Origin of the sequence: Flaviaesturariibacter aridisoli, from assembly GCF_004343705.1 — a bacterium.
Classification (GTDB): domain Bacteria; phylum Bacteroidota; class Bacteroidia; order Chitinophagales; family Chitinophagaceae; genus Flavisolibacter; species Flavisolibacter aridisoli.
In genome coordinates this window covers 39,844-60,677 of the sequence record NZ_SKFH01000015.1, presented here as the reverse complement: position 1 = coordinate 60,677, position 20,834 = coordinate 39,844, and the positions used below count along the sequence as shown (strand labels likewise).

Sequence of the window (20,834 nt, the reverse complement as noted above, 5' to 3'; positions counted from 1 at the left end):
GTTCAAAGGCGGGGCAGGTGTTAATTCAACGTAAACGTACCGGCACCTCATTGCGTGGCCGGCACGGCTACGGTGCGCTCGTTCCATTCCCGGATCAGTTCGGCGATGAGGGCCGTCCAGCCTGTTTGGTGACAAGCGCCGAGGCCCGCCCCGGTGTCGCCGTGGAAATACTCGTAAAACAGCATCAGGTCGCGGTTTTCGTCGACGCTGTAGAAGTCGTTATAGCGTCCGAAGCAGCGCCGCTCGCCCTGCGCGTCACGGGTGAACAGGCTGATCACCCGGCGCGAAAGCTCGTCGGCCACCTGCTCGAGGTTCATCATCCGCCCCGAGCCCACAGGACATTCCACCTGCAAGCTTTCTCCGTAAAAACGACCGTACTTCCGCAGCGACTTGATGATGAGAAAATTGATCGGGATCCACACCGGTCCGCGCCAGTTGGAATTGCCACCGAAAATATCCGAGGTGGAATCGCCCGGGTCGTAGGCGATGCTGTACTCGTTGCCATCGATGTTCACCGAATAGGGATGCTCCTCGTGGTATTTCGACAGGGCACGGATGCCGCCTGGGGAGAGGAACTCTTTTTCGTCGAGCAGGCGTTGCAGCAGGTATACGAGACGCTCGCGCTTTACGAGCGACAGCAGCAGCTCCTCGTGGTCGCCACGCTCTTCGTTGGGCCAGAACTTGTTGTATTTCTTCCGGTAATTCTCAAACCATTCGGTGCGCCGCTTGAAGTCGGGCAACGTATTGAGCGTTTGCCGGCTAACGGTGCTGACGGCAAACAGCGAGGTCAGGCCTACGATCGACTGCACCCGCAGCGGAATGGGCTCCTGCCCCGGCACTGACAGCACATCGTAAAAGAACCGGTCTTCCTTATTCCAGAGGTGGTGCTCGTTGAGCGATTCGGCGATGAGCACGAAGTGTTCGAAGAACTTCGTCGCGGTATCTTCGAAGGATTCATCGTGCAGCGCGATCTCGAGGGCCATGTCCATCATGTTGAGCGCGTAGGTGCCCATCCAGCTCGTGCCATCGGCCTGCTCCAGGCGCATGTGCTCGCCGTAAAAGCTGCGGTTGAACACACCGATGTTGTCGAGCCCGAGGAAGCCGCCTTCAAAGATGTTGTTCCCATTGCGGTCTTTGCGGTTTATCCACCACGTGAAGTTGATCAGCAGTTTTTGAAAGATCTTTTTCAGAAAAAGAATGTCGCCACTGCCTTTTTGTTTTTTCTCGATGCTGTACACTTCCATGGCGGCCCAAGCGTGCACTGGCGGGTTCACGTCACTGAAATTCCACTCGTAGGCAGGCAGCTGTCCATCGGGCTTCATGTACCATTCGCGCATGATCAGCAGGAGCTGTTGCTTGGCGAAGGCCGCATCCACCGGCGCGAAGGCGATACATTGGAAGGCGAGGTCCCAGGCCGCATACCAGGGATACTCCCACTTGTCGGGCATGCAGATGATGTCCTGGTTCTTCAGGTGCTGCCAGTCGTGGTTGCGGCCGTGCAGGCGTTGCGAGGAGGGAATGGTGACGCCGTCGCCGCGCTGCAGCCACTTTTCCACGTCGAAATAATAGAATTGCTTGCTCCAGAGCAGGCCCGCGATCGCCTGGCGAAATACGTTCCGCTGGTCTTCGGAAACGGCTACAGGCAGCAGGCTGCGGTACCAGGCATCTGCCGCATCCTTGCGCTCGGTGAAAACCTCCGTAAAGCCCTCGGGAAAGGGTTGGTCGAGTTCGCGCGTGCTGAGGCGGCAGTAGAGGCTTTTCGTGCCGCCGCCTTTGATCCGCAACAGGTGCAGCGCGCCCAGCTTCGTGCCCGCGCCCCGGGTGCGCAGCTGGCTGATGTTACGCGCATTGACGACGGCGTCGTTGAACGCATCCTTTGCAAACAGGTCGCAGGTTTCCGTTTCGTGCAGCAGCGAGCGGTTGGTAGCGTTATCGGTAAAGAGGAAGACGTCGGAATCGCGGCAGTAGAAATACCAGGCGCCGGTGCGCTCATGCCAGGCCCTTGCGGAATGCGTGCCGGTTGCCGTAATGGCAGGCGACTGGTTCTTTTCCAGCGCAAGCCCCGAGAACCAGAGGCTGGGCAGCACGGTAATGTTGGCCGCGCGGTGGTAGCGGTTGTGAATGTCGATGCGCACCAGCAGGTCGTCGTCTTCGGCACGCGCATAGGTTACGGTTACGTCGAAAAAACGTTGGCCGTCAAACACGCCCGTGTCGAGCAACTCGTACTCGGGTTCCTGCCGCGAGCGCTTCGCGTTTTCGATCTTGAGTTTTTCGTAAGGAAATTCCAGGTGCGGGTATTGGTAGCGAAACGACATGTACGAATGATCGGGCATGTTGTCGAGGTAGTAATAGTGTTCTTTGACGTCCTCACCGTGGTTGCCTTCGTAGTTGTGCAGGCCGAACAGCCGTTCTTTGAGGATCGGGTCTCGGCCGTTCCAGAGCGCGATACCGAAGCACAGGAGCTGCAGCTTGTCGGAGATGCCGGCAAGGCCGTCCTCGCCCCACTGGTATGCGCGGAAGTGTGCATGTTCGAAAGGGAAGTACTGCCAGGCATTGCCGTCGGGGCTATAGTCTTCGCGTACGGTGCCCCATTGGCGCTCGCTCAGGTAAGGGCCCCAAAACGGGTGGTTGTATTCAGTGGGATTATTGCGGTCCATGTGTTTTTGCTTTTGATGAGGCAATGCGCGCCAGCACGAACACCCCGGTGCCCATAACGGCTACGAACAGGAAAGAGGCCCGGAGACTGAAGGCGCCGGCCAGCAGCCCGATGATCGGTGGGCCGGCCAGGAAACCGAGGAATCCGATGCTGGAAACGGCAGCCAGGGCGGCGCCGGTGTTGCGGCTGCCGCGCCCTGCCTCGCTGTATACCAGGGGGACCACGGAAGATACACCGAAACCTACGAGCAGGAAGCCCACCAGGGCGCCGGGCACGGTCGGCCAGGCCACGGCCAGCAAGAGCCCGGCTACCACGAGGCAGGCGCTGGCCTGGATGGTGGGGTAGGTGCCGAAGCGGTGGCTGATGCGGTCGGCCACAAAGCGACCCGTGGCCATCGTGGCCATGAACGCGGTATAGCCCGCGCCGGCCCAGGCGCCGCGGGCATGGACCACCTTTTCAAAGTAGACGTTGCTCCAGTCGAACAGCGCACCCTCGCAGATCATGCTGCAGAAGCAGAGCACGCCGAGCGGCAGTAACTCCTTGCCCGGCAGCACCAGGAGGGGCGTGTCCGCGGTATGCGCGGGCGGTTCCTTGTATAAATACGGGTATACGGCTGCCAGCCCGGCAGCGATGACCAGGGCGATGCCCATGAAGTGTGGTACTGGTGCCAGCTGCGCGCCGATGGCCCAGGTGCCGATGCCCGCGGCCGTAAAGCCGGCCAGGCTCCACAGCCCGTGAAAGGAGGCCAGGATCTTGCGGCCATAGCGCTCTTCCACGCCTACAGCCTGGGTATTCATGGCAATGTTGGTGCTGTTGCCGGCAAAGCCAAAGAGCAGCAATACCGCGCAGAGTGTGGCGACGGACGTGCAGGTGCCGATGAGTAGCAGGACAGCGGCATAGCACAGCAGGCCAATGCCCGAAATGCCGCGGCTGCCGAAGCGCGTCACCAGCCAGCCGGCAAGGAGGAGGCCGAGGAAAGACCCGGCCGGGAGTGCCAGCAGTACCAGGCCCAGAGCGGCATTGCCGAGGCCGAGCGTTTGCTGGATGCTCGGTATGCGCGCCGCCCAGGAGGCGAAGCAAAGACCTTGCAGGAAAAAAAGCCCGCTGACGGCAAGGCGCTGGGCACGAAAGGGAGAAGGTATAGTCGCTGCGATCGGGGGCATAAAAAGACGCGTGTTCCCAAGGGGGATTTTTTTAGAGCAGCAACCGCGGGTTAAAGATAAGGGCGGAGAATCAATGTGTACCAGATACACAAAAACCATTCCATACGCGGACCGGCCCCTACTTTTATGCAAACGATTGCACGTTGGCCCGGAATACGACCCTGCAAGACATTGCCCGCCACCTGAACGTCAACGCCGCCACGGTGTCGCGGGCGCTCAACAACCACCCGGCCATTTCGGCGGAGACCAAGGACGCCGTTCAGCGCGCCGCCCGCCGCCTCCGTTACCAGCCCAACCGGGTCGCCTCCTCGCTCCGCCTCGGCAAAACACGTATTCTCGGCGTCATGATCCCCAGTGCCGAGATCAACTTCTTCGGCTCGGTCATCCACGGCATCGAAAAGGTGGCCAGCGAACAGGGCTACAACGTACTGATCTATCAATCCAATGAATCGGAAGAATGGGAGCGCCGCGGCGTGGATACCTTCCTGCGCTCGCAGGTCGACGGCGTACTCGCTTCCATCGCGAAGCAAACCACCGATAACGCGCACTGGATGGCGCTCCGCGAGCAAAATATCCCGCTCGTGTTGTTCGACCGGGTGAATGCGATGCTGCCGGTGCCCTCCGTTTCCATCGATGACCGGCTCGGTGCGTTCCGCGCCACCAGTCACCTGGCAGAGCAGGGTTACCGGCACATCGCATTCATCGGTGGGCAGGCCCACGTGCCCATCTGGCAGGAGCGCCTCGATGGCTACCGCGCCGCGCTCAAGGCGCACGGCCTCCGCGCCGAAGCGTCCTGGATCAAGCACGGCGACGTGTCGATCGAGTCGGGCGCGGCCTGCATGCAGCAATTATTGAAAGGAAAAAAACGCCCCGATGCCGTGTGCTGCGTGGAAGACTTCACCGCCCTGGGCGCCCTGCAGGTGCTGCGCCAGCACGGCATCTCGGTGCCTGCAGACATGGGCCTGGTGGGGTTCGCCAACGAAACCTTCGGCGCGCACATCACGCCATCGCTTACAACGGTCGACCAGCAAACGATCCGGATGGGCGAGGAGGCCGCGCGCCTCTTTTTCGAAGTGTCGGCCGGTACCGACTTTTATGCGGGCGAACCAAGGCGGCTGGTGCTGGAGCCCCAACTGCTGGTCCGCGAATCAAGTAAACGAAACCCGATATGAAGAAATTCCTGTTGCTGCCGCTGCTGCTTGTGCTGGCCTGTGGTAAGAAAGAAGGCCCCGGCCCCGCACCGGCGCCCACGCCGGCCCCGGCCGATACCTTCCAACTGGTCAAAGGCGCGGACATCAGCTGGGTCACCGAGCTGGAAGCCGCCGGAAAGCATTTTTACGATGCCGCCGGAACCGAGCGCGAAGCCACCGCTCTGATGAAAAGCCTCGGAATGAATACGATCCGTCTCCGCGTGTGGGTGAACCCCGCCAGCGGCTGGAACAACAAAGCCGACGTGCTGGCTAAGGCACAGCGGGCAAAAGCGCTGGGCATGCGCCTGATGGTCGATTTTCACTACAGCGATTCCTGGGCCGATCCGGGCCAGCAGGCAAAGCCCGCCGCCTGGGCCGCCCTGGACCTCGCCGGCCTGAAGACCGCCCTGGCCGCGCATACTACCGATGTATTGTCCACCCTCAAGAACGCAGGCATCGGCGTGGAGTGGGTGCAGGTAGGCAACGAGACCAACAACGGGATGCTCTGGCCTGAAGGAAAGGCGTCCACGAACATGGCCGCGTTTGCACAGCTGGTGACCAGCGGCTACGATGCCGTGAAAGGGGTTTACCCCAACGCCAAAGTGATCGTGCACCTCTCCAACGGCTGGAACAACAGTCTCTTCCGCTGGCTGTTCGACGGACTGAAAGCCAATGGCGCCCGTTGGGACGTGATCGGATTGTCGTTGTACCCGGACATCAGCAGCTGGGGCAACATGAATGTACAGGCGCTGAACAACATGACCGATATGGTGGCCCGCTACGGAAAGGAGGTAATGGTGGTGGAAGCGGGTATGCCCTGGGACAGCCCGGACCGGACTGCGCTTTTCCTGTCGGACCTTCTCCAGAAAGTCCGCTCGGTACCCAACCACCAGGGACTCGGCGTGCTCTATTGGGAGCCCGAAACACCCCCGGGCTGGAACGGCTACACGCTCGGCGCCTTCGACAACAGTGGGCGTCCCACGATCGCTCTGAATGCTTTTCAATAAACAACCTGATGAAACCATTGAAACGGGCCGCGCTCATCCTTTTTGGTCTGCTCCCGCTAGCCGCTTCCGCCCAGAAGAAAGCCGGCAACCTCGTATTCGTCGATGGGCAAGGCGTCATGCGTTATACGAAAGATAATACCGAAGCTGCCTTCTTCGGTGTGAACTATACCGTGCCATTTGCCTATGGCTACCGCTCGCACAAAGCCCTCGGCATCGACCCGGAAAAAGCCATCGATGCCGACGTGGCGCATCTTGCCCGCCTGGGCCTCGACGCCTTTCGGGTGCATATGTGGGACGTGGAAATTTCCGACAGCGCCGGCAACCTGCTGAACAAAGAGCACCTGCGCCTGTTCGATTATTTGCTGATGCGACTCAAAGAGCGGCAGATCAAAATCCTCATAACGCCGATCGCCTTTTGGGGCAATGGTTATCCCGAGCGCGACGAAAAAACACCCGGCTTCGCCACGAAGTATGGGAAAGGCCCGAGTGTAGTAAAGGAAGAAGCGATCCTGGCGCAGGAGCGCTACCTGCAACAGCTGTTTACCCACATCAATCCCTACACGAAGCAAACCTATGGGCAAGACCCCGATGTGATCGCCGTGGAGCTGAACAACGAACCGCACCACAGTGGTCCGCGCGAACGCACTACGGAGTACATCAACCGGCTGGCCGCGGCGCTTCGCGGAACGGGCTGGACGAAGCCCGTGTTTTACAACATCAGCGAATCGCCCTCCTATGCTGGGGCGGTGGCTGCGGCCAACGTGGATGGGCATAGCTTCCAGTGGTACCCGACGGGCCTTGTGGCCAACCGTGAGCTGAGAGGCAACTTTCTCCCGAACGTAGACGAATACCATATTCCGTTCTTCGATTCGATCGCTTCGCTGAAGAAACGCGCGCTGATGGTGTATGAGTTCGACGCCGGCGACGTGCTGCAATCCAATATGTATCCGGCCATGGCGCGGTCCTTCCGCACGGCGGGCTTCCAGTGGGCCACGCAGTTTGCTTACGACCCGGTGTACACGGCCCATGCCAACACCGAGTACCAGACCCACTTTCTCAACCTGCTGTACACACCCGGCAAAGCGATCTCGCTGCTGATTGCCGGCAAAGCCTTTCACCAGTTGCCGCGCGGCAAGAGCTGGGGCACGTTCCCGGCCGACACTTCTTTTGCTGGGTTTCGCGTGAGCTACGTAAACAACCTGAGCGAGTGGAACAGCGATACCGCTTTCTGTTATTCCAACAATACCGGCACGCACCCACGCAATGTGGCCCAGCTGCGGCATGTGGCCGGTGTGGGTTCTTCGCCCGTTGTGCAGTACGAAGGTTCCGGCGCCTACTTCCTCGACCGCTTGCCCAACGGCAACTGGCGCCTGGAGCTGATGCCGGATGCCTTGCAGGTGAACGATCCGTTTGGAAAGGCTTCGCCTGCGCGCGATGTTGTGCGCCTGCTCGCGGCTGCCAACCGCATGGAACTCCTCCTGCCCGGCCTTTCCAGCACATTTAAAGTCGTTGGACTGGACAGCGCGAACCGCGGCGTAACCATCGATGGCGCCGGCGGGTTCTTGCTGAAGCCCGGGGTATACGAGATCGGCGCCGCGCCGAAAGCCGGGCCGGTAGCGCGCTTCGCCGTTCCGAAGATCAGCACCGGCGCTCCCTTCCTGGCTGCCCTGCCGACGGCCGACCGGCCGGCCGGCAAAGCGTTTTCACTTTCTTTCCAGGTTGGTAACGTGGAGGAACGCGACAACGTTTCCGTAGAAATACGGCATTCACTGAACCGCTGGAAAACAGTGCAGCTGCAGCGCCGGGGCAATCATGTTTATACTGCCGATGTTCCGGCCGAGCTCCTGGAGCCGGGCCTCCTGGAATACCGCATCCTGGTGCGCAACGGATCGGGCGACACCTACGTGTTCCCTTCCGGGCAGAAAGAAGATCCCTATTCCTGGGACAATACGAACGACGCCCGCTACACGATCCGGCTCCTCCCCGAAGCGCGTGGACCGGTACTTTTTGACGCTTCCGCCGACCGCAACCGGGTGATGCCCTGGCTTACCGACTGGCGCCGGCAGTCGATCGGGTTTTCGTTTTCCGACGACGGGGGCAACCCGGTGCTCCGGGCCACGATCGCGAAAGCAAAAAGCGGCGAAACGATCCACTGGCGCCTGTTTGCGGGTGACCACGCCATGGATACACCGACGGCTGCGGGGCACTATTTGATCGCTGTTCGCGCCCGCTCGCGGACCGGGCGCTCGCTCACGGTCACACTGGTAGACCGGAATGGAAAGGCAGTGGAAACCAGCATGGCCCTGCGTGATGACCTGGCTACGATCACAGTGCCCCTGACGATGTTTCACCAAACACCGTTTTACCTGCTGCCCCGTCCGTATCCTGGCTTCCAGCCCCTGCAATTCCGGCGCGACGAAGGCACCTTCGATATCCGGCTGCTGGAACACCTGGATTTCAGCTTCGGGGATACCGGCCCGGCCGGCGCCGCCGGAGCCGACCTGGATGTAGAACTGGAACGGGTGCAGCTCCTTTTACCCCGTCCGACACCCCAACCCAACCGGGCAAACTGAAACATATCCATATGCGGAAAATATTTTCGTCCCTCATCCTGATCCTTCTGTATCTGGGATCGGCGGCACAAAGGAGCCACGAATTGCTCGACAACGACTGGCGCTTTCACTTCGGCCATGCAGCCGATCCCGCGAAGGATTTCGGTTTCGGCCTCGAAGCCATCTTTTCGAAATCGGGCCGCACCACCGGCACCGCGCTTGACGCCAAATTCAACGACAGTGGCTGGCGGAAGCTGAACCTGCCGCACGACTGGGCCGTGGAGCTTCCCTTCGACAGCACGGCCAACTTCGACGTACAATCGCACGGCTACAAGCCCGTGGGTGGCCTCTTCCCCGAGACCAGTATCGGCTGGTACCGCAAGCGCTTCACCGTAGCCCGCAAAGACTCGGGTGCCCGTTTCGAGCTGCAGTTCGACGGCATCTTCCGCAACGCGCAGGTGTGGATCAACGGCTTTTACCTCGGCCGGAATGAGAGCGGGTATATTGGGGTGAACTACGACGTCACCGATTACCTGAACTACAACAAGGACAATCTCATCGTGCTGCGCGTGGACGCCACGCAATACGAAGGCTGGTTTTACGAGGGCGCCGGCATCTACCGGCACGTGTGGCTGAACCGATACAACAACCTGCATGTGCCGCAGGGCGGCTCGTTTGTGCACAGCGTGGTCGCCGGAAAGAACGCGGTGCTCACCATGGAGACGGAGCTTCGCAACGACGGCTTCCAGAACGCTTCCGTTACGTTGGACTATTACCTGTTCGACCGCTCCGGTAAGCGCGTCGCCACCGCGAAGGGCGCTGCTGTTAACCTGCCGGCGCGGGGCAGCGGCAGCCGCAAACAAACGATGCGCGTTCCCGGCGTACACCTCTGGGATGTGGACGATCCGTATTTATACCGCCTGCTGACAATCGTGCGCAGTGCCGGCCGCGTGGTGGATTCTTTCGTCACCCGTACCGGGTTCCGCACCCTCCGCTTCGATGGTGCCACCGGCTTTTATCTCAATGGGCGCCATCTCCTGATCAAGGGCACGAACAACCACGGCGACCATGCCGGTGTAGGCGCGGCCCTTCCCGACTACCTGCAGTATTACCGCGTGCGGCTGCTGAAAGACATGGGGGCCAACGCCTACCGCACGAGCCACGGCGCGCCGACGCCCGAGCTGCTCGATGCCTGCGACTCCCTTGGTATGCTGGTGCTCGACGAGCAGCGCCTGCTCAATTCCTCGCCCGAATACGTGGACCAGTTCACGCGCCTGATTAGAAGAGACCGCAATCATCCCTCCGTATTTCTATGGTCGATCGGCAACGAGGAAGGCTGGATCCAGACGCAGGCCTCCGGACGCCGCATTGCACAAAGCCTGCTGGCCCTGCAACAGCAACTCGATCCCACCCGCACCAGTACCTACGCGGCCGATGTGGCCAACGTGTTTTCCGGGGTAAACGAAGTCATCCCGGTGCGCGGATTCAATTACCGCCATGCCGGTGTGGCCGATTACCACCGCGATCATCCCCAGCAGGCGATCATCGGTACCGAGATGGGCAGCACCGTTACCACGCGCGGTGTTTATGTGAAAGACACGATCCGTGCCTACGTGCCCGACCAGGACATCACCGCTCCCTGGTGGGCCTCCACGGCCGAAGCCTGGTGGACGCTGGCAGCCGCCAACCGCTATTGGGCAGGGGGCTTTATCTGGACCGGCTTCGATTACCGCGGCGAGCCCACACCCTACCAGTGGCCCAATGTGTCTTCGCACTTTGGCGTGATGGACGTCTGCGGCTTTCCGAAGAACATCTATTCCTATTATCAAAGCTGGTGGACCGACAAGGACGTGCTCCACATTTCCCCGCACTGGAACTGGAAGGGAAGAGAAGGGCAGCCGATCGACGTATGGGTGAATACGAACGCCGACAACGTCGAATTGTTCCTCAACGGAAGAAGCCTTGGTAAGAAAGATATGCCGCGCGACCGGCACCTGCAGTGGCAGTTTGCCTTCGAGCCGGGGCGGCTCGAAGCCATTGCATACAAACAGGGACGCAAGCTCACCGCGCAGGTGGAAACCACCGGCGCTCCGGTTGAAGTGGTCGTCACGCCCTACAAGACGACGATGCTTGCCGACGGCCGCGACGCTACGGTGATCAATATTTCGGTGGTGGACCGCCAGGGTCGCGAGGTGCCCGATGCGCAACAGCTGGTCCGCTTTTCGGTGAAAGGCGATGCGCGGATCATTGGGGTCGGGAACGGCGATCCGAGCAGCCACGAGCAGGACAAATACAACGACACCGCGGCACAGCGTCACCTGTTTAATGGCAAGGCGCAGGTGATCGTGCAGTCGGGAACCACGCCTTCCTTCGTTTCGTTCGTTGCCCGCGGCGAAGGACTTTGGGACGGTGCCACCGATATACACACGGTGCCGGTTCAGGGCGGCGGCAACGCGGATCCTTCGGCATACCAGCCGCGTCGAGCGCCGGGGCGCATGCTCGGCGCCGACATTTCCTTCCTGCCCGAGCTGGAAGCCCGCGGCATCCGTTTCCGCGACAGCGTGAACGGGCACTTGGCCGAACGCGATGCGATTGCGATCCTGAAAGACCACGGCATCAACTACATCCGCCTCCGGCTCTTCAACGACCCCGCGCGCGACAGCGGCTACTCGCCCCGCAAAGGCTTCTGCGACCTGGCGCACAGCCTCGCCATGGCGAAGCGCATCAAGGCCGCCGGACTCCGCTTCCTGCTCGACTTTCACTACAGCGACTACTGGGCCGACCCCGGCAAGCAATACAAGCCCGCAGCCTGGACGGGACTCCCTTTCCCGCAGCTGCGCGACTCCGTGTATGCCTTTACGAAACGCGCCCTGCTGGCGCTGAAAGCGCAGGGTACCTTGCCCGACATGGTGCAATGCGGCAACGAGATCAACCACGGGATGGTATGGCCCGAAGGGAGCGTGCAGCACCTCGACAGCCTGGCAGCGCTCATCAACGCCGGCAACCGCGCCGTGCGCGAAATAGCTCCCCAATGTCTTCTGATGCTGCACATAGCGCTCGGCGGGCAGAACGACGAGTCGGTGTGGTTCATCCAGAACATGCTGGAGCGCGGCGTGCAGGCGGATGTCCTCGGTCTGTCGTACTACCCCAAATGGCACGGCACCCTCGCCGACCTGCGCTACAACCTGAATGACCTCGCACGCCGCTACAACCGCGACGTTGTTGTGGTGGAATACTCGCAGCTGAAACAAGAAGTGGCCGATATCACCTTCGGGGTGGAGGGTGACCGCGGGCGCGGCACTTTCATCTGGGAGCCGCTCAATACCTGGGAATCGGTGTTCGACAAAGAAGGAAAGCCTACCCCGTACCTGTATTTCTACGACCGCATCCGCCAAAAACATTTCAAACACTAACGCTTTAACCCATCACATGAACCTGACCCTGAAGCCGATCGACTACGGCATTATTGCACTTTACTTTCTCTTCGTGATCGGTATCGGCCTGCTGCTCAAGCGGCGCGTGCGCACCGGAAACGACTTCCTGATGAGCAACCGCTCCATCCCGCTTTGGATCACCTCTCTGGCCTTTATCTCGGCCAACCTCGGTGCGCAGGAAGTGCTCGGAATGGCCGCCAACGGCGCCAAGTACGGCCTCTACACGACACACTTCTACTGGCTGGGCGCCGCCTTCGCCATGGTGTTCCTCGGCATTTACATGATGCCCTTCTACTACGGCAGCCACGCGCGTTCTGTTCCGGAATACCTCAAGCTGCGCTTCGATGAGAAAACCCGCACCTTCAACGCCGTCACCTTCGCGGTGATGACGGTCTTTTCCTCGGGGGTATCGCTATATGCGCTGGCGATCCTGATGCAGACGATCCTCGGATGGGACTTCAACTACTCTATCTGGATCGCGGCGGGCATCGTGCTGGCCTATACGTACCTAGGCGGACTTACCAGCGCCGTGTACAACGAGGTGCTGCAGTTCTTCCTCATCGTGCTGGGCATTGCGCCGCTGGTGTACATCGGCATGCAGCAGGCCGGCGGCTGGGAAGGCATCGTGCACAACGTCGACAACGCAAAGCTGCACCTCTGGAAGGGTATGGGTTCGTCTACTACCAACCCTATGGGCGTGGATGCCTTTTCGATGATCTTCGGCCTCGGCTTTGTGCTGGCCTTCGGTTACTGGTGCACCGACTTCCTCGTGGTGCAGCGGGCGATGATCTCGCGCAACCTCAACGAAGCACGCCGCACACCCATCATCGCCGCCGTGCCCAAGATCCTTATGCCCGCCGTAGTGATCCTGCCCGGCATCATCCTGCTGGCACTGCAGAAAACCGGCGTGGGCTTCGATCTTCCGAAGAACGCCTCGGGCGATACGGACTACAACATGGCCCTGCCGCTGCTGCTGTCGAAGCTGTACCCGAGCGGTATTCTCGGTGTCGGCATCACGGCGCTCATCGCCTCCTTCATGAGCGGTATGGCCGGCAACGTGACGGCCTTCAACACCGTGTGGACCTTCGACATCTACCAGTCGCATATCAGGAAGAACGCTTCCGAAGCGCATTACCTCGCGGTGGGTAAAGCCACTACCGTAGTGGGCATCCTGCTTTCTATTATGACGGCATACGTTGCCCGCGGGTTCAACTCGATCATGGACCTGCTGCAGCTCGTCTTCTCTTTTGTCAATGCACCCCTGTTTGCTACCTTCTTCCTCGGAATGTTCTGGAAGCGTACTACGGGTCATGGGGCGTTCTGGGGACTCATCGCCGGAACCGGTGCTGCCGCGCTCACACACGGCCTTACGGTTGCTGAAGGCAAGGGCGGCTGGATCGCCAACCTGCATACCTTCTACTCGGGCACCTCGCAGGCGTTCAACATCGCCTGGATCGCCTTCGTCGTGTGCCTGCTGGTAACGACGCTCGTGAGCCTGGCCACGAAGCCCGCTGCCGAAAGCGAACTGCGCGGACTTGTATACAGCCTTACCCCCAAACAATACGACCGTGCGAAAGTGTGGTACAAAAACCCGCTCTGGCTCGGCATTGCCGTACTGATCGTTACCCTCATCCTCAACGTAATTTTCTATTAAGCCATGGAAAGACTATTCGACCTCCGATTTGTGATCGGCGCCTTCTTTACGGTGTCCGGCATCTTGCTGCTGATCTACGGATTTTCCGAAGGCGCAGGCATCAACAAGGCGTGTGGCGGCGTATTTCTCGTTTTCGGCCTGCTGATGGTAGCGCTCACCTACCTGCGCCCGCTGCGCGACGCGAACACCGAAGCGGCCGCGGATCAGATCCTGCACTAGGACCGTATTCTCGCAACAAAAAGCCCCCGGCATCAGCGCCGGGGGCTTTTTTCTAAACCGGGAGATCTATACGTCCACGATCGTATTCCAACCGTAGCGGTCGGGCGCCAGTCCGCGGCGCATATCGCCCAAGTAGCGCTTTGCGCGCAGGCAGAAGGCGTTTTCGGAGAGTGGAGGCAACCGGAGCTCTTTTTCTTTCACGGCGATGACCGAGATCGGTGCCACCACGGCCGCGGTACCAAAGCCGAAAGCTTCCTGCAGCTGTCCCCGTTCCTGTGCATCCACCAGTTCCCATGCCGACAACCTGCGCTCTTCTACCGGAACGCCCCAATCGCGGGCAATGGCCAGGAATGAGTCGCGCGTAACGCCATCGAGAATGGTATCGGAAAGAGGCGGAGTGACCAGCGTGCCGTTGATCACAAAGGCCACATTCATCGTGCCCGACTCCTCGATGTTCAGGTCGGGCGTGCCGTCGGTCCACAGTACCTGGTCGTAGCCGGCTGCTTTCGCGAGTTGCGTCGCGTAGAGCGCACCGCCGTAGTTGCCGGCGCACTTTGCATAGCCTACGCCGCCGGGAGCCGCGCGGATGTAGCGGTCTTCGACCTTCACGCGCAGCGGGTTTTCGTAGAGGCTCCGCACCGGGCCACTGAACGCCAGGAACTGGTATTGTTCCGACACGCCTACGCCGAAGCGCTCTTCCGTAGCAAAAAGGAAGGGACGCAGGTACAGCGAGCCTTCGGGCGCGTCCGGCACCCAGGCCGCGTCGCGGGCCACAAGCGCTTTCAATCCTTCGGTAAACAGCTCCTCGGGAACGTGCGGCATACACATCCGGTCGGCCGATGCACAGAAGCGCTGCCAGTGCTTTTTGACCCGGAAGATCGACACGCGGCCGTCGGCCATGCGGAAGGCTTTCATGCCTTCAAAGATGCTTTGTCCGTAGTGGAAGACCATAGCGGTGGGAGAGATGCTGAGCGGGTGAAAACCTTCCACCTGCCAGGGGCTCCAGGTGCCCCGGTCGAAGGTTGCCGAGAGCATGTGGTCCGCTACAGTAGTGCCGAAGGCCAACTTTGCCGGGGCCGCAGTGCTGGGTGTGTTCATAACGAATATTTTAAGCAATCCAACCCGGATTACATCCCAAAAGTGGAAAGAAAAAGTCGACCGGTACAGATACAAACGGAGTAATTTTGACCAGAACAGTTTGGAAATCTCAGATCCCGGATTTGGATGTCGGATTTCCCGTTGATCGTAACCATTCATAATAAATCTGCGTTCTTTCTCCCGGGAAAGCCGCACGTAAATCCCAGGCTATGGCACTTGTCAAGACTCCGCGCACGGGTTTCGTTTACCAACAGCTTGCCCGCACCATCGAGCAGCAGATCCACAACGGCGTGCTCAAGGCCGGCGACCGCCTGCCCTCCGTGCGCACGCTCTGCCGCGAGCAGGGCATCTCGATGAGTACCGTGCTGCAAGCTTACCTGGAGCTGGAAAAGAAAGCCCTCATCGAATCGCGGCCGCAGTCGGGGTACTACGTAAGCTACTGGCACCAGCGCATCGCCCCTGTGCCCGATACCAGCAAACCCCCGCTGTGGACGGAATCCAACGAGCCCGACGAAATCATCCGAAAGGTGTACAATTACATCGGCTCGCGGCAGGGCACCCTGCTCTCGCTCGGCGTGCCGGCGGCCGACCTGCTGCCCATTCCACGGCTTAACAAGGCCATCGTGCAGGCCCTGCGCGACCTGCCCGGTTCGGGCACCGAATACGAAGAAGTGCAAGGCAACCGGAAGCTGCGCCGCCAGGTGGCGCGCTGGGCCATCACCTGGCAGGGACGCCTCAGCGAAGAAGATATCGTTACCACCGCGGGCTGCATGAACGCACTATCGTTTTCACTGATGGCCGTAGCCAAGGCGGGTGATACGATCGCGGTGGAAAGTCCGGTGTATTTCGGCATCCTCCAGCTGGCCCGTTCCCTCGGGCTGAAGGTGCTGGAGCTGCCCACGCACCCACAGACCGGAATCGACATCGAGGCGCTCACCGCGGTGGTGAAGACCGGGAAAATACAGGTTTGCCTGCTGGTGTCGAACTTCAACAACCCGCTCGGTTCCTGCATGCCCGATGCACACAAAAAAGAGGTCGTGCAACTGCTCGATCACTACGGCGTGCCCCTCATTGAAGACGACTTGTATGGCGAAGTGTACTTTGGCGCCTCGCGTCCGAAGAGCTGCAAGACCTACGACGAAAGCGGCAACGTGCTCTGGTGCGGATCGGTGTCGAAGACGCTGGCGCCGGGCTACCGCGTGGGCTGGGTGGCGCCGGGCCGCTACAAGGAAAAGATCATCAAGCTGAAGATGTTTCATTCCGTTTCCTCCAACACCATTACGCAGGAAGTGATCGCCAACTTCCTCGAGAACGGCCGCTATGAAACCCACCTGCGTCGGCTGCGCCAGACGCTGCAGGCGAATTCCTTCCAATTTATCCGCGCCGTCAGCGAGTACTTTCCCGAAGGCACCCGCGTCAGCCGGCCCCAGGGTGGCTTCGTGCTCTGGATTGAGCTCGATAAGCGCATACACGTATCGTCGCTCTACGAGTCGGCGCTGAAGCAAAAGATCTCGATCGCGCCAGGGCGGATGTTTACGCTGCAGGACCAGTACCAACATTGCATGCGCCTTAGCTATGGGCATGTATGGAATGAAAAGCTGGAAGGCGTGCTCAAAACGCTGGGCCGACTTGCGAAGCAGGAACTCTGACCGTAGGAATACGGTCGGCAGGACAGGGTGGAGGATATGGAACTCCAGGAAACAGGCCCGGAAACCAGGCTTTCCCTCGGTTCATAGCGGATGAGCCTGCACCGGGCTTCCCTATTCCCCGACCTCGACGGCTATGCGGCGGCGGCGCACCTGCGCTATGACAGCCGGCGCTTGCCGGACGAGTTGCTCACCGAACAGCTTCAAAAGCCGGGCGACAAAGGCTACCGCTTGCTGCTGTAGCGAAACTTTTTTCGCAATTGCCTGTTTAAAGGGGGAACTTTACCGCATCTTTCAACCGAATCGTTATGGGCGTATTACGTCAGCTGGCCGAGTACCTGTATCTCCGCAAACCCGATCCCAACCGGCCCAAAACTTCCTTTGTGCGTTACATGCACGGCATCAACCGTATCAGCATCCTGCTGTTCCTGCTGGCGCTGGTGATCCTGGTGATCAAATTGAGCCTGCGGCATTAAAGAACTGACGCAGTCCCGGGGCTTCGGAACCGCAAGCGGGATACGCAGCCCTATTAAGATACACTATGATTTTGCTGACGCACGCTATAGTCTATCAGCGTTAATCATAAAAATTATATCGAATCTCGTTCTTTCTCTCATGCTGATTGCGGCTTCGCGGTTGCAATAACGGCTGCTGCTGCCTTTTCGGATGCGTTGCCGCCTTGCTGCAACAGTTGCTTCAGCTCGTAATAGTCGTTCTTTACCTGTGCTTTCTTTTGCTCGTCGAAGAGCAGCAGGCGCAGCTCGCGCTCGATGGCGGTGGGGTTACATTCGCCCTGGATCAGCTCGGTAACAACCGGCCGGTCCATAATCAGGTTGACGAGGGAGATATATTTGATCTTCACCAGCCGCTTGGCGATCTGGTAGGAGATGTTGGATCCTTTGTAGCAGACCACCTGCGGCACACCGAAGAGGGCCGTTTCGAGCGTGGCCGTTCCCGAGGTCACGAGGGCCGCCGTCGCTTCCGCCAGCAGGGCGTAGGTGTCGTTGCGCACCGACAACACGCCGGGGTGCTCTTTCAGGATTTCCTGGTAAAAAGCTTCCTCGAGCGATGCGGCTTTGGCCACCACGAACTGGTAGTCGGGAAATGCGCGCGCGGCTTCGAGCATTACCGGCAGCTTCACCGCCACTTCCTGCTTGCGGCTGCCGGGCAACAGCGCGATCACGGGTTTCAGGTATTCGGCTTCGGGACGGTGTTCGGCCAGGAACTCGTTGACGACCTGCATCAGTGGGTGACCTACGAACTCTACGCCATAGTCCCAGCGCGTTCGGTACCAGTCCTGCTCGAACGGCAGGATCACCAGCATCTTGTCGACGGTGGCGCGGATCTTTTTGACGCGGCTTTCCTTCCAGGCCCATACCTGCGGCGAGATGTAATACACCACCCGGATGCCCTGCGTCTTCGCCCATTCGGCCACGCGCAGGTTGAAGCCCGGGTAGTCGATCAGCACCAGCACGTCGGGGCGGTGGCGAAGTATGTCTTCTTTACAGAAGGCGAGGTTGCGCAGGATGGTGCGGAGATTCATCAGTACTTCAACAAAGCCCATGAAGGCGAGGTCGCGGTAGTGCTTCACCAGGGTGACGCCTGCCGATTCCATGAGGTCGCCACCCCAACCGCGGAGGTCGGCGTTTTCGTCCTGACGGCGCAGCTCTTTAGCCAGGTTGCTGCCGTGCAGGTCGCCCGAGGCTTCACCGGCGATGAGATAATACTTCATGAGGTAAAGTTAGGAAGTCGGAAGTGGGAAGTGGGAAGTCGGACGCCGGACCCTGCCCTGCTTTCCACTTCTGCCTTCCCACTTGATTACTTACATGATGGCCTTAGCAAGTAACACACCAATGCCGTAAAGCAGCGTGATGATAAAGATGCCGCGGGCCGTGGCGTGGCGACGCGTGTTGGTATAATAGGTAAACAGCGCGATGTTGCCTACGAGGCACCAGGCGCCAAAGAAGGTGAGGAGGCTGCGCTCGCGGGCAAAAAGGCCGAGGAAATCGCTGAAGCCGTAGGCGCGGAACCGGAAGGCGTAGATCAGCAGCAGTACCAGCACCGGCGCGAGGATGCCGATGCCAAGACCGAGTTTCAGGTTGTCGCGTTTAAGAAAAAATGTTCCAGCTGCTTTCAAGTTGTTCTTTTTGACGGTAATGAGTGAGGTCGAACTGCACGGGCACCACGCTGACGTAGTTGTTGGCCAGCGCCCACACGTCGGTATCGGTTCCTTCGTCGAAGTTAATGAACTCACCTGTAAGCCAATAGTATTTGCGGCCGTGCGGGTCGGTGCGCTCGAGAAAATCCTCCTCGTATTTCGCATAGGCCTGCCGGCAAAGCTTCACTCCTTTGATCTCGTCGGGTGTGGCGATGGGAAAGTTGACATTGAGCACCGTGTGCTTGTCGAGGGGATGGGCCAGCATCTGCTCCACGATCTGTCGGATGTATTGGCGCGCCGCGGTAAAGTCGGCCTCGAGGCTGTAATCGAGCAGCGAAAAGCCGGCCGAGGGAATGCTTTCGATGGCGGCTTCCACAGCTGCCGACATGGTGCCGGAGTAGATCACGTTGATACTGTGGTTGGCGCCGTGGTTGATGCCGCTGAGGCAGATGTCGGGTTTCGAATGGTGCAGCACTTTGTCCACGGCCAGCTTTACGCAATCCACCGGGGTGCCGGTGCACTGGTAGGCTTCGATGTCGCCGAAGTAGTGTACACGGTGCAGGCGGAGCGGGAGACCGATGGTGATGGCGTGACCCATGCCGCTCTGGGGCTTGTCGGGGGCCACCACGACCACCCGGCCGAGGTCTTTCACTGCTTCCACGAGGTTCTGTATGCCGGGTGCCGTCACGCCGTCGTCGTTGGTGATAAGGATGACGGGTTGCTTTTTCTCTTCTGCCATGCTTCAGTTGTTGCTTCGCGCAAATTTGCTGCAATAATTTGGCCGGGCCAATGGAAGTTTCCCAGGTGCCTGGCCAGCGGGTAGGCGCTCGTGCCGGAATCGGTGCAGGCGCGAAGAAGCGCCTGCCGATGATCGTGACCACCGGGTAATTCCGAGCAGCGGGCCGGTTCCGTACAGGCACTTTTTTTAACCGGTGCGCGGCGTCAAAAAGTTTGTTCTTCTAAATAAATTAGTATTTTGCGGCTAAATAACTTAGTCGCATGGGCGTCTCCAACAAAAACCTCAAGTACCTGCGCAAGCTGCGCGGTTGGACACAGGAAGAATTTGCCAACAAACTTTCCATCAAGCGCTCCCTGCTCGGCGCCTACGAAGAGGAACGCGCCGATCCGCGCATCGATGTGCTGGAAGTGGTGGCCGACCTGTTCAAGCTCTCGCTCGACGACCTGCTGCGCAAGGACCTCAGCGAAAGCAAAGGCAACTACCTGTCGCGGCGCCGCGCCCAGAAGCTGGCCGCCGGCCGTGCGGACATCGCCTTTGTCCCGGTAAAGGCCGCCGCGGGTTACCTCGCCGGCTACTCCGATCCCGAATTCATCGACGAGCTCAACACCTTTACCCTCCCCATGCTCGCCGGCGGCGACTACCGCGCCTTCGAGATCGTCGGCGACTCGATGATGCCGACCCCCAGCGGCTCGGTCATCGTGGGGGAGAAGATCGAAAGCCTCGACGACATCAAAACGAACGGTACCTATATCGTGGTGTCCAAGACGGAAGGTATCGTGTACAAGCGGATGTCGAAGAACAACCGCTCCAAGAACAAGTACACCATGATCTCCGACAACCCCGCCTACCAGCCCTATACGCTGGCGGCCGAAGATATTGTTGAAGTGTGGCAGGCCCAGATGATCATCTCGCGCGCCAACCAGCAGCAGCGCTGGGACGTGAACCAGATCGCCTCCCTGGTTACCAACCTGCAGCAGCAGGTAAGTGTGCTGAAGAAGAAAATGAACTGACCCCACCCCGGCGCTGCGCACGCATCCTTTGCATCGCCCGGATGTCTCCGAAGACAAGGGGATCTGTACTGCTAACCAAACCCCGATGCCAAAGGCGTCGGGGTTTGGTTTACTGAGGCTTTCCAGCTAAAAGCAGCTGCGGGTAGGAAGAATTGACCGGATAGGCGCCCTTCGCTTTGGGAAGGCAGGGGATGCGCCGGGCGGGTTCGTAAAAACCCCATCCCGGCAACGTAAAAACCACAAAAGAGGGGTGAAAAGCCCGGCCTTTTCGGCCGGGCTTGCTATATTTATACCTTAACTCCGAGCTA

16 protein-coding genes are annotated in these 20,834 nt (G+C 59.8%); 10 read left to right on the top strand and 6 right to left on the bottom strand.

Features of this window, described 5'->3' with window-relative positions; translation table 11 throughout:
* Positions 1–47: 47 nt before the first annotated feature.
* Complete coding sequence (locus E0486_RS10685; RefSeq protein WP_131852166.1) at positions 48–2,657, bottom strand: MGH1-like glycoside hydrolase domain-containing protein; 2,610 nt, start codon at positions 2,655–2,657, stop codon at positions 48–50.
* The gene (locus E0486_RS10680) at positions 2,644–3,819 is read right to left on the bottom strand and encodes an MFS transporter (protein WP_131852165.1); all 1,176 of its coding nucleotides are present in this window, start codon (positions 3,817–3,819) and stop codon (positions 2,644–2,646) included. The genes E0486_RS10685 and E0486_RS10680 overlap by 14 nt, the downstream gene beginning before the upstream one ends.
* A 143-nt stretch (positions 3,820–3,962) precedes the next feature.
* Between E0486_RS10680 and E0486_RS10675 the strand changes: the two genes are divergently transcribed.
* The 6 genes from E0486_RS10675 to E0486_RS10650 are packed head-to-tail and all read left to right on the top strand — an operon-like array spanning position 3,963 to position 13,875.
* The gene (locus E0486_RS10675; protein ID WP_131852164.1) at positions 3,963–4,991 is read left to right on the top strand and encodes a LacI family DNA-binding transcriptional regulator; all 1,029 of its coding nucleotides are present in this window, start codon (positions 3,963–3,965) and stop codon (positions 4,989–4,991) included.
* Positions 4,988–6,016 carry a glycoside hydrolase family 53 protein gene (locus tag E0486_RS10670; RefSeq protein ID WP_131852163.1) on the top strand — a complete coding sequence of 343 codons (1,029 nt, stop codon included), beginning with the start codon at positions 4,988–4,990 and terminating at the stop codon, positions 6,014–6,016. Before E0486_RS10675 ends, E0486_RS10670 begins: the two co-directional genes overlap by 4 nt.
* Positions 6,017–6,024: 8 nt before the next feature.
* A complete protein-coding gene (locus tag E0486_RS10665; protein WP_131852162.1) occupies positions 6,025–8,589 on the top strand; it encodes a membrane or secreted protein in 2,565 nt (854 codons plus the stop codon).
* 11 nt (positions 8,590–8,600) lie between these two features.
* Positions 8,601–11,981 (top strand): beta-galactosidase GalA, encoded by a 3,381-nt coding sequence (gene galA / locus E0486_RS10660; protein ID WP_131852161.1) that lies wholly within the window; start codon positions 8,601–8,603, stop codon positions 11,979–11,981.
* Between the two features lie 16 nt (positions 11,982–11,997).
* A complete protein-coding gene (locus E0486_RS10655) occupies positions 11,998–13,656 on the top strand; it encodes a sodium:solute symporter family protein (protein ID WP_131852160.1) in 1,659 nt (552 codons plus the stop codon).
* A 3-nt stretch (positions 13,657–13,659) separates the two neighbouring features.
* Entirely contained in the window at positions 13,660–13,875 is a 216-nt protein-coding gene (locus tag E0486_RS10650) for a hypothetical protein (protein ID WP_131852159.1), read from the top strand.
* A 66-nt stretch (positions 13,876–13,941) separates the two neighbouring features.
* Here the strand turns inward: E0486_RS10650 and E0486_RS10645 are convergent, their stop codons facing one another.
* On the bottom strand, positions 13,942–14,973 hold the full coding sequence (locus tag E0486_RS10645; RefSeq protein ID WP_165917288.1) for a branched-chain amino acid aminotransferase: 1,032 nt from the start codon (positions 14,971–14,973) through the stop codon (positions 13,942–13,944).
* Positions 14,974–15,182: 209 nt separating this feature from the next.
* Between E0486_RS10645 and E0486_RS10640 the strand changes: the two genes are divergently transcribed.
* From E0486_RS10640 to E0486_RS18870, 3 genes are all read left to right on the top strand, one after another.
* The gene (locus tag E0486_RS10640) at positions 15,183–16,622 is read left to right on the top strand and encodes an aminotransferase-like domain-containing protein (protein ID WP_131852157.1); all 1,440 of its coding nucleotides are present in this window, start codon (positions 15,183–15,185) and stop codon (positions 16,620–16,622) included.
* Positions 16,623–16,712: 90 nt separating this feature from the next.
* The gene (locus tag E0486_RS18875) at positions 16,713–16,862 is read left to right on the top strand and encodes a hypothetical protein (protein WP_165917287.1); all 150 of its coding nucleotides are present in this window, start codon (positions 16,713–16,715) and stop codon (positions 16,860–16,862) included.
* Positions 16,863–16,927: 65 nt separating this feature from the next.
* Positions 16,928–17,095, top strand: coding sequence for a DUF6728 family protein (locus E0486_RS18870; RefSeq protein WP_165917286.1), 168 nt, complete (start codon positions 16,928–16,930; stop codon positions 17,093–17,095).
* A 137-nt stretch (positions 17,096–17,232) separates the two neighbouring features.
* Here the strand turns inward: E0486_RS18870 and lpxB are convergent, their stop codons facing one another.
* From lpxB to surE, 3 genes are all read right to left on the bottom strand, one after another.
* Positions 17,233–18,351 carry a lipid-A-disaccharide synthase gene (lpxB, locus tag E0486_RS10635; RefSeq protein ID WP_131852156.1) on the bottom strand — a complete coding sequence of 373 codons (1,119 nt, stop codon included), beginning with the start codon at positions 18,349–18,351 and terminating at the stop codon, positions 17,233–17,235.
* A gap of 90 nt (positions 18,352–18,441) precedes the next feature.
* On the bottom strand, positions 18,442–18,756 hold the full coding sequence (locus E0486_RS10630) for a hypothetical protein (protein ID WP_131852155.1): 315 nt from the start codon (positions 18,754–18,756) through the stop codon (positions 18,442–18,444).
* Positions 18,728–19,516, bottom strand: a complete 789-nt coding sequence (surE, locus tag E0486_RS10625; protein ID WP_131852154.1) for a 5'/3'-nucleotidase SurE — start codon at positions 19,514–19,516, stop codon at positions 18,728–18,730. The genes E0486_RS10630 and surE overlap by 29 nt, the downstream gene beginning before the upstream one ends.
* A 260-nt stretch (positions 19,517–19,776) precedes the next feature.
* Between surE and E0486_RS10620 the strand changes: the two genes are divergently transcribed.
* Positions 19,777–20,526: an XRE family transcriptional regulator gene (locus tag E0486_RS10620; protein ID WP_131852153.1), complete on the top strand. Its 750-nt coding sequence runs from the start codon at positions 19,777–19,779 to the stop codon at positions 20,524–20,526.
* The last annotated feature ends 308 nt before the right edge of the window (positions 20,527–20,834 follow it).

Bases quoted from the DNA above. Each gene is read 5' to 3' on its own strand.
- E0486_RS10680 (WP_131852165.1), bottom strand. From the start codon at position 3,819: ATGCCCCCGATCGCAGCGACTATACCTTCTCCCTTTCGTGCCCAGCGC.
- E0486_RS10685 (WP_131852166.1), bottom strand. From the start codon at position 2,657: ATGGACCGCAATAATCCCACTGAATACAACCACCCGTTTTGGGGCCCT.
- E0486_RS10655 (WP_131852160.1), top strand. From the start codon at position 11,998: ATGAACCTGACCCTGAAGCCGATCGACTACGGCATTATTGCACTTTAC.
- E0486_RS10665 (WP_131852162.1), top strand. From the start codon at position 6,025: ATGAAACCATTGAAACGGGCCGCGCTCATCCTTTTTGGTCTGCTCCCG.
- E0486_RS10620 (WP_131852153.1), top strand. From the start codon at position 19,777: ATGGGCGTCTCCAACAAAAACCTCAAGTACCTGCGCAAGCTGCGCGGT.
- E0486_RS10650 (WP_131852159.1), top strand. From the start codon at position 13,660: ATGGAAAGACTATTCGACCTCCGATTTGTGATCGGCGCCTTCTTTACG.
- E0486_RS18870 (WP_165917286.1), top strand. From the start codon at position 16,928: ATGGGCGTATTACGTCAGCTGGCCGAGTACCTGTATCTCCGCAAACCC.
- surE (WP_131852154.1), bottom strand. From the start codon at position 19,516: ATGGCAGAAGAGAAAAAGCAACCCGTCATCCTTATCACCAACGACGAC.
- E0486_RS10645 (WP_165917288.1), bottom strand. From the start codon at position 14,973: ATGAACACACCCAGCACTGCGGCCCCGGCAAAGTTGGCCTTCGGCACT.
- E0486_RS10670 (WP_131852163.1), top strand. From the start codon at position 4,988: ATGAAGAAATTCCTGTTGCTGCCGCTGCTGCTTGTGCTGGCCTGTGGT.
- E0486_RS18875 (WP_165917287.1), top strand. From the start codon at position 16,713: ATGAGCCTGCACCGGGCTTCCCTATTCCCCGACCTCGACGGCTATGCG.
- galA (WP_131852161.1), top strand. From the start codon at position 8,601: ATGCGGAAAATATTTTCGTCCCTCATCCTGATCCTTCTGTATCTGGGA.
- E0486_RS10640 (WP_131852157.1), top strand. From the start codon at position 15,183: ATGGCACTTGTCAAGACTCCGCGCACGGGTTTCGTTTACCAACAGCTT.
- lpxB (WP_131852156.1), bottom strand. From the start codon at position 18,351: ATGAAGTATTATCTCATCGCCGGTGAAGCCTCGGGCGACCTGCACGGC.